Origin of the sequence: Burkholderia sp. E168m23, from assembly GCF_016586125.1 — a bacterium.
Taxonomy (GTDB): domain Bacteria; phylum Pseudomonadota; class Gammaproteobacteria; order Burkholderiales; family Burkholderiaceae; genus Burkholderia; species Burkholderia orbicola.
On the sequence record NZ_BCPP01000202.1, the window covers coordinates 1 to 8,465 of the forward strand.

Here is an 8,465-nt window from a genome sequence, read left to right on the forward strand (position 1 = left end):
GAGTTTGACGAGGCCGAATTCGGCCGCAACGAAGAACCCGTTCAGGGCCACCAGGAACAACGCGCCGATGAGCGCGAAGATCTGTAACAAAGAATCGCTCCGGTTATGACAGGCCCACCAGTATAGAGCCAGAAAGGAATTTGTAATGCGTCGGGCGACCGCTTGCTTACACCGGCGCCTCGCAGGGAATCGAGAAGGTGAGGGTGGCGGCCGCGCCGTCGGCGAACACGTCGTGCGCGAACGTGCCGCCGTGCGCGAGGGCCACGCGCTGGCATAGCGCGAGCGTCCATGCGCTGCGTTTCGCATCGCGCTCGTGCAGCATCTCGCGCCGCGCGAACGATTCGAACGCATGCGGCTGCGTGGGGTCCACCAGCACGCCGGCATTCACGGTGCAGGTGGCGCGCGCGGTGAACTGCGCGCCGTCGCGCGTGCAGGCGAACGCGACCCGGCTGCCCGCGGCGCTGGCTTCGACGGCCGTCGTCAGCAGGGTCCACAGCGCCTGTGCGACGCGTTCGCGATCGACGGTGAGCGACGGCTCGCCGTCCGGCAGCGTCGTGTCGAGCGCGACCTGGCGTGCGTCGGCGAGCGCGAACCGGACGAGCGCGATTGTTTCGTCGAGCAGCGCGCGCAGCGCGAACGGCTGCGGCGCGAGCACGAGCGTGCGCGTTTCCGCGCGCGGCGCGTCGAGCACGCCATCGATCAGCGCGACCTGCTGGTCGATGCCCGTGCGGATGCCCGCAAGCGCGCGCTGGAGATTGGGATCGGCATTGGCGAGCTGGCGCTCGAGCACGTAGGCCCAGCTGTGCATCGCATTCAGCGGGCTGCGCAGGTCGTGCGACGCGGTGGAGAGGGCCTGGTCGCGCAGGAACAGCGCCGCCTGGGCGGCGTAGTGCGCTGCGCGTTCGCGCAGCAGGTCGGCGGCGGGATCGACGGAAGTGGACGTCACGGAGCTGGCCTGTCGGAAGCGGTTGGCGTGGAAGTCACGCGAATCGCCATTATAGGGACGGTGGGTGTCACGCCGGCAGCGCGTCCTCGTCCTTTTTCCGCGCGTCGCCGTTCGGCAGCAACTGGCACGCGAGCAGGCCGGCCAGCATCAGCGCGCAGCCGACCAGCGCGCGCAGCGTCAGCGTTTCGCCGAGCGCGGCCCAGCCGGCGATCGCCGCGAACACGCCTTCCATGCTGAAGATCACGGCCGCGTGCGCGGGCGCCGCGTCGCGTTGCGCGACGACCTGCAGCGTATAGCCGACCCCGACCGACAGCAGCCCGCCGTACAGCAGCGTCGGCAGCGCGCCGCGCAGCATCGCGGCGCTGACCGGTTCGACCGCCAGGCCGACCGCGAGACACGCGACGCCGCACACGGCGAACTGCAGGAACGCGAGCACGAGCGGATCGTGGCGCTTCGCGAGATGGCCGACCGCCATCACGTGCGCGGCGATGATGACGGCGCCCGCGAGCTGGAACCAGTCGCCGTAGAGCACCGAGAAATGCTCGTCGATGCTGAGGAAATACAGGCCGATCGCGGCCAGCAAGGCGCCGAACCACGTGCCCGCGCCGATCCGGTGGCGCGCGAGCGCGCCCATCAGCGGCACGATCACGACGTACAGCGAGCTGATGAAGCCGGCGTTCGCGATCCGCGTGTATTGCAGGCCGACCTGCTGCAGCGAGATCGATACGGCGAGCAGCCCGCCGAGCGCGAGGCCCGGCAGCAGCAGCGCCGGTTCGCGCCGGATCGCCGCGAGCTGCGCGCGCGACGCCGCATTCACCATCAGCAGTGGCACCAGCACGAGCGCGCCGAGCAGGAAGCGCAGCCCGGTGAACAGGAATGGCCCGATCACGTCGAGGCTCAGGCGTTGCGCGACGAAGGCGGAGCCCCAGATCGCGGCGGCGCCGAGCATCAGCAGGTTGGCGCGGAGGTGCTTGCGGGCGTCGGGCTTCATCGGCATTCGTCTGGAGATTGCGGGCGGCGGGCCCGCCAGTTTACGCCGAGATTGCAAGGCTGTCGGCAAACCTGCGCAGCGCGGCGGCGGCGCGGGCGTCGCGGACGCGCGAATACAGCACGACCTGCGATTGCGGCAGCGGCGGCAACCCGAATTTCGCGCCGACGTCGACCAGCGTGCGCGGGGCGACGCGCCGCGCGAGCGGGCAGACGGCCAATCCGGCCGCGGCGGCCGCCGTGACCGCCGCGACTCCGCCGCCCGTGAAGCGCTCGCGCCACGGCAACCCCGCGCGATCGAGCGCGCGCAGCGCGGCGGCTCGCACGCCGCAGGGGCCGGCCAGCACCGCGAGCGGCAGCGGCTCGCCCGCGCGCGGCGCCCAGTCGGGCGCGGCGAGCCACGCCAGCGGCTCGGTGAACAGCGGCGTGGCGTCGTCGCGCGGCGGGTCCTCGCCAGGCTCGTGCCGCGCGATCACCGCGTCGAACCGCCGTTCGTCGTATTGCGGGAGCAGGCTCGTCGACGCCCCGAGATGCATTTCCAGCGACAGCCCCGGGTCCTGCCGGTGCAGGCTCGTCAGCACGGCCGGCAGGTCGGGCACCGCGACGTGCTCGCTGACGCCGAGCGACAGGCGCACCGTGCCGGTCGAGATCGCGCCGAGCGCACGCTCGTGCGCGTCGAGCAGCGCACGGGCGGCCGGCAGGAAATTCTCGCCGTCGGCGGCCAGCTTGACGACGCGCGGCGTGCGCGCCAGCAGCGGCTTGCCGAGATGGGCCTCCAGTCGCTTCAGCTTCAGGCTGACGGCCGATTGCGTGGTGCCGAGCGCATCGGCGGCACGCGTGAAACTGGCGAGGTCGGCGACCAGCACGAACGCGCGCACGGCATCGAGATCGAGTACTTTCATTTCAAATGAAAATAAATGAAATATTCATCAATGACTGTTCATTATAGGTGGACGCGCCTAACCTGACGCTGTGTTTTCGTTCTTCACCGTCACTCACCGACAGGAGCATGACCATGCCATTCACCCGTATCGCCTTACGCGAAGGTAAGCCGGCCGCCTACCGCAGGGCCCTCGTCGACGGCGTGCAACGCGCGCTGATCCAGACGTTCAACGTTCCCGAGGACGACATCTTCATGGTCGTGACCGAGCATACGGCCGAGAATTTCGTGTTCGGTCGCCATTACCTCGATATCGAACGCAGTGACGATCTCGTGATCATCCAGATCACCGCGAACAACACCCGCACGCTCGAGCAGAAGCGCTCGCTGTACCGGGCGATCGCCGATAACCTCGCGCAGCAGCCCGGCGTGCGGCAGGAAGACGTATTCATCGGTCTCGTCGAAGTGCTGAAGGAGAACTGGTCGTTCGGCAACGGCATCGCGCAATACGCCGTCTGACGTGCCGGCTTGACCTGCCACAGGGCGGCGGGGCCGGATCGACGCCAGCGCGTTTGGGCGGCGTGTACTATGGAAGCTGCTTCACGAGCGACGCCGGCGCGGTCGATGCGCCGGCGATCCTTCATGTGCAGGAGCCTCCATGTCGCGTGTGCTGGAAATCGTGTTGTCGTTGTCGCTGGAAGGATGGCCGGTCAAGGGCGCAAGCCGTGCCCGTGGCGCGCAACGCGACTTCGGCGCCGAGCTCGTGCGCGCGTGGCGGATCTGCCCGCAGGTCCGGATGCGGCGCGGCCACGAGCGCGTGACGGTCGAGCCGTGCCAGATCGAGGAGGCCGAGCGGAGCCCCGGCGCGAGCTGGTGGACCTGGGTCGAATCGAACGCGCATGGCACGCGGGTCGTCGCATCGCGCACCCGGACGTTCGCCCCCGGCGTCACGCAGCGCGAACTGTTCGACGCGGAACACGCAGGCATCGTCGTCGCGACGCCGCTGCCGGTGCCCGCGACGGCTGGCGCGGCCGATACCGACGCACCACCGGCCGCCGAAACCGACGGCGTTGCGCCGGACACCGACGAAGCGCGGGCCCAGGCGTCGGCGCTGCGCCTCGTCAGCGAACGGCGGCGCGGGCGCTGGGCCGACGACAGCGGCGTCGTGGTCGAGATGACGCTCGACGACATCACGCTGCATGGCGGCGGCGAGCCGCCGCGCCGCCACGTCGAGCTGCGTCTGGCCGCGCCCGACTGGGAGACCGTGGCCGCGCGCACGGCGGCGCTGCACGCGCTGTTTGCCGCGGCGCGCGAACTGAGCGGCGCGTGGCCGGCCTTCGTGCAACTGACGAGCGTGATCGACCGCGCCTGTGCCGGCGGACCGGTGGCCGCCACGCTGGTCAAGGCGCAGCCCGTCGACCTGACCGGCATCCGCACGCAGCGCGCCGCGCTGTTCGCGCTGTCCGGCGACATCACCGCGCAATGGCTCGGCAACGAGTGCGGCGTGCTCGATCGCGACGACCCGGAATTCGTGCACCAGATGCGCGTCGCGCTGCGCCGCCTGCGCACGCTGATGCGCTTCTTCCCGCGCTTCACCGACCGTCAATGGAGGGACACGCTCGGCGTCGACCTGCGCTGGCTCGCCAAGCTGCTCGGCACGGTGCGCGATTGGGACGTGTTCGCGACCGAGAGCCTGCCCGCACTGATCGCGGCCGACGGCGGCAGCAGCGACTGGGACGGCACGCTCGACGCCGCCCGCGCGCAGTCGATGGCCGCGCGCGTCGAGCTGCGGCAGGCGCTGCATTCGGCCCGCTACGCGCGGCTGACGCTCGGCTGGCTCGAATGGCTGAGTGCGCTCGCGTTGCCGGCGGCCGATGGCGACGACGCGCCGTCGCTGCGGCGTCACGCGACCAAGCGCGTACGGCGGCTGTTCGGGCATCTCTACGGATCGCCGTCGCTCACGTCGCTCGACACGGCGGCACGCCACCAGGTGCGGATCGATGCGAAGCGGCTGCGCTACGCACTCGAATTCTTCGCGTCGCTGGCGTCGCGCCGCACGCGCACCGAGACGGTCAAGACGCTGGCGCGCGTGCAGAGCGTGCTCGGCGAAGCGAACGACGCGATGGTCGCGCTGCGTCATCTCGAGCAACTGGCGGCGCCGCCGTATCAGCTCGGTTTCGTGCGCGGTTACGGCGCCGCGCTCGAACAGCGGGCGGCGCGCGACGCCGAGACGCTGCTGGCCAGCCTGCGGCCGCCGAAGCTCGACGGCAAGCCGGGCTGAGCGCCGCGCGCCGCCCCTATAATGGCCGCCCGTTTCCCCCACGCATGCCGATGATGACCGACGTCCCGCCTTCTTCCTCGTCCGCCGGACCGCTCGAACTGGGCGGCGAGCTGTGGCTGCGCGCCGGCGAACAGACCCTCGGCGGCGCGACGCGCATCGCGCTGCTCGCGGCGATCGGCGACACCGGTTCGATCACGCGCGCGGCGAAGGCCGTCGGCCTCAGCTACAAGGCCGCGTGGGACGCGGTCGACACGATGAACAATCTCGCCGGCGAACCGCTCGTCGCGCGTTCGACGGGCGGCAAGGGCGGTGGCGGCACGACGCTGACGCCGCGCGCGACGTCGTTGATCGCCGCATTCCGCACGATCGAGCGCGAGCATCGCCGCTTCATCGAGGCCGCGAGTGCGGCCGTTGCTGGCTTCGACGTCGACTGGGCGCTGATCGGCCGGATCGGGATGAAGACGAGCGCGCGCAACCAGTTGTTCGGCAAGGTCGCGTCGCTCGTGCGCGGCACGGTCAACGACGAGGTGACGCTCGCGCTGCCGGGCGGGCAAGCCGTCGTCGCCGTGCTGACGCACGAAAGCGCCGAGGCGCTCGGGCTGCGGGAAGGCGCGCACGCGTGTGCGCTGGTGAAGGCGTCGTGGGTCGTGCTCGCCGTCGACGATGGCGGGCCCGACCTGAAGGTGTCCGCGCGCAACCGGCTGCACGGCAGCGTCGAAGCCGTCGCGGCGGGCGCGGTGAACAGCGAGGTGACGCTGGCGCTCGACGGCGGCGGGACGCTGACGGCCGTCGTGACCAACGACAGCGTCGATGCGTTGCAGCTCGCCGCCGGTCGGCGTGCGATCGCGCTGTTCAAGGCGTCGAGCGTGATTCTGGCGGTGACGGGCTGACCTGGCCGGCAGCCGACGTGCAGGGCGGGGCGAAGCCGGGTGCCGCACGCGTATGCATCGCACCGGCTTCGTTTCCGCTTGCAGCATGCGCCGCGCCGCGGCGTCTCTCAGGTTCCAATGTGGCGGCCAGCGCCACGCTCCCGACCACGGCGTCGCGCGCTCAGGTGACGCGCGTCGGCCACTCGGCGTGCGGCGGGCTCGCCTGCACGCGTCCTTCGCTCAACTGCACGACCTGGTCGCCGAACGCGGCGACGTCGTCTGGGTCGTGCGAGATCAGCACCATCGGGATGTCGAGCCGCGCCTGCAGTTCGGCGAGCTCATGGCGCATGCGCTGGCGCATCGCGCCGTCGAGCGCCGCGAAGGGTTCGTCGAGCAGCAGGATGCGCGGCTGCGCGACCAGCGCACGAGCGAGTGCCACGCGCTGCTTCTGCCCGCCCGACAGTTGCGACGGATATTGCCCCGCGAGCGATTCGAGGTCGAATGCGCGCAGCCAGTACGCGACCTCCGGTGGCACCGTCTTCGCGCGCGGGTTGCGCAGCCCGGACGTGAGCCCGAACGCGATGTTCTGCCGCACGTTCAGATGCGGGAACAGCGCGTAGTCCTGGAACAGGTACGCGACACGGCGTTCGCGGGTCGGCACGTCGATCCGGCGCGCGGCGTCGAACAGCGGCTCGCCGTTCAGCGTGATCGTGCCTGCGTCGGGCGTCAGCAGCCCCGCGATCGCCTGCAGCGTCATGCTCTTGCCCGCGCCCGACGGCCCGAACAGCACGACGCGCTGCGTCGTCGCCGTGAACGACATGTCGAGCGTGAAGCGGCGCTCGGCGCTCGCGTAGGTCTTGCGGATGTCGACGACGAGGCTCATGCGGGCCTCCGCCGAAGCGGGCTGGCCGCCGGACGACTCCGGCGATGCGGACAGGACAGGCGCTTCATGTCAGTTGGTTCCGTCGGGCGCGCGACGGCACGAGCCAGCCGGTCGCGAGCAGCACCAGCACGCAGGTGATCGACGTCACCAGCACGAGGAAGTTGGCCGTGTTGTCGTCGCCGGCCTGCACGGCCGCGTAGATCGCGACCGACAGCGTCTGCGTGCGGCCGGGCAGGTTGCCGGCGATCATCAGCGTCGCGCCGAATTCGCCGAGCGCGCGCGCGAACGCGAGCAGCGCGCCGGCGAGAATCCCGCGCGTGGCGAGCGGCAGCGTCACGCGGAAGAACACCGCGGCTTCGCCGAGCCCGAGCGTGCGCGCGGCGCGCTCGAGATGCGGATCGACGCCTTCGAACGCCGCCCGCGCCGATTTCAGGATCAGCGGAAACGCGACGACCATCGACGCGATCACCGCGCCTTGCCACGTGAACACCAGCTCGATACCGAACTTGTCGAGCCACGCGCCGAACACGCCGCGCCGGCCGAGCAGCACGAGCAGGTAATAACCGAGCACCGTCGGCGGCAGTACGAGCGGCAGCGTCAGCACGGAATCGACCACGTCGCGCAGCGGCGAGCGCCAGCGTGCGAGCACGAACGCGGCCGCGACGCCGAGCACGATGTCGAGCGCGGTCGCCCAGCCGGCAACCTTCAGCGACAGCAGCAGCGGGACCCAGGCGTCTTGCATCGCGATAAGCTCACTTGGCGGGCTTGAAGCCGAACGTCGACAGCACGGCCTGGCCCTGCGGCGACGCGACGAAATCGATGAACGACTGCGCCTGCGCGGCGTGGCGGCTGTCCTTGACCACGGCGATCGGGTAGGTGATGACCGTCTGCGTCGGCACCGTCAGCGCGACCTTCACGCGGCCCGGCATGATCGCGGCGTCGGTGCCGAACACGAAGCCCGCGTCGACCTCGCCGCGCGCGACGTAGTCGAGGCTCTGGCGCACGTTGGCGGCCAGCACGCCCTTCGCGCTGACGGCGTCCCACACGCCGGCCGCGCGCAGCGCACCCTCGGTGTAGCGGCCGACCGGCACCGAGGCCGGGTCGCCGTACGCGATGCGCTTCACGCCGGGCGCGGTCAGGTCGTTCAGCGACGTCGGCGCGGCCGCGCGGCTGTCCGCCGGCACGATCAGCACCAGCGAGTTCGCGGCGAAATCGCGGCGCGTGCCAGGCACGATCACCTTTTCGTTCACCGCGCGATCCATCGCCTTCTGGTCGGCCGACGCGAACACGTCGGCCGGCGCGCCCTTGGCGATCTGCTGCATCAGCACGTCCGATGCGCCGAAGTTGAACAGCACCTTGGTGTCCGGGTGCTGCTTCTCGTACGCGTCGCCGACGGCCTTGAATGCGTTCGTCAGGCTGGCGGCGGCCGACACGACCAGTTCGTCGGCGGCGGAAGCGGGCGCGCTGAACGTGAACCCGGCGGCAAGCGTGACGATCGGCAGCAGGCGAAGCAGGGTGCGGCGAAGCGGACGGACGGTTGAGCGCATGGTGGATTCGTTTTGAACGGGTGGAAACCGTAATCGTAATATAGGGCGGGTTATAACGCTTGGCATACTGCG

Annotated in this window: 9 protein-coding genes; 3 read left to right on the forward strand and 6 right to left on the reverse strand. The window is 70.6% G+C overall.

Going from position 1 to position 8,465, the window contains the following annotated elements; all coding sequences use genetic code 11:
- Positions 1-166 precede the first annotated feature (166 nt).
- The 3 genes from JMF90_RS12950 to JMF90_RS12960 all read right to left on the reverse strand — a co-directional run bounded on the left by JMF90_RS12950 (position 167) and on the right by JMF90_RS12960 (position 2,835).
- The gene (locus JMF90_RS12950) at positions 167-946 is read right to left on the reverse strand and encodes a sensor histidine kinase KdpD (protein ID WP_011694677.1); all 780 of its coding nucleotides are present in this window, start codon (positions 944-946) and stop codon (positions 167-169) included.
- Positions 947-1,013: 67 nt separating this feature from the next.
- A complete protein-coding gene (locus JMF90_RS12955) occupies positions 1,014-1,937 on the reverse strand; it encodes a DMT family transporter (protein WP_006479461.1) in 924 nt (307 codons plus the stop codon).
- Positions 1,938-1,977: 40 nt separating this feature from the next.
- Positions 1,978-2,835 carry a LysR family transcriptional regulator gene (locus JMF90_RS12960; protein ID WP_011548168.1) on the reverse strand — a complete coding sequence of 286 codons (858 nt, stop codon included), beginning with the start codon at positions 2,833-2,835 and terminating at the stop codon, positions 1,978-1,980.
- 113 nt (positions 2,836-2,948) lie between these two features.
- Between JMF90_RS12960 and JMF90_RS12965 the strand changes: the two genes are divergently transcribed.
- The 3 genes from JMF90_RS12965 (at position 2,949) to JMF90_RS12975 (ending at position 5,984) form a co-directional block, all read left to right on the forward strand.
- Complete coding sequence (locus JMF90_RS12965; protein ID WP_011548167.1) at positions 2,949-3,332, forward strand: tautomerase family protein; 384 nt, start codon at positions 2,949-2,951, stop codon at positions 3,330-3,332.
- A 139-nt stretch (positions 3,333-3,471) separates the two neighbouring features.
- Positions 3,472-5,094: a CHAD domain-containing protein gene (locus JMF90_RS12970; RefSeq protein WP_011548166.1), complete on the forward strand. Its 1,623-nt coding sequence runs from the start codon at positions 3,472-3,474 to the stop codon at positions 5,092-5,094.
- 53 nt (positions 5,095-5,147) lie between these two features.
- On the forward strand, positions 5,148-5,984 hold the full coding sequence (locus tag JMF90_RS12975; RefSeq protein ID WP_012338495.1) for a TOBE domain-containing protein: 837 nt from the start codon (positions 5,148-5,150) through the stop codon (positions 5,982-5,984).
- Positions 5,985-6,144: 160 nt separating this feature from the next.
- On the opposite strand, the gene JMF90_RS12980 is transcribed toward JMF90_RS12975, so the two are convergent.
- The 3 genes from JMF90_RS12980 to modA form a co-directional block, all read right to left on the reverse strand.
- A complete protein-coding gene (locus JMF90_RS12980; protein WP_011548164.1) occupies positions 6,145-6,846 on the reverse strand; it encodes a sulfate/molybdate ABC transporter ATP-binding protein in 702 nt (233 codons plus the stop codon).
- A gap of 64 nt (positions 6,847-6,910) precedes the next feature.
- On the reverse strand, positions 6,911-7,588 hold the full coding sequence (gene modB / locus JMF90_RS12985) for a molybdate ABC transporter permease subunit (RefSeq protein WP_011548163.1): 678 nt from the start codon (positions 7,586-7,588) through the stop codon (positions 6,911-6,913).
- A gap of 10 nt (positions 7,589-7,598) precedes the next feature.
- Complete coding sequence (gene modA, locus JMF90_RS12990; RefSeq protein WP_012338494.1) at positions 7,599-8,393, reverse strand: molybdate ABC transporter substrate-binding protein; 795 nt, start codon at positions 8,391-8,393, stop codon at positions 7,599-7,601.
- Between the last annotated feature and the right edge of the window lie 72 nt (positions 8,394-8,465).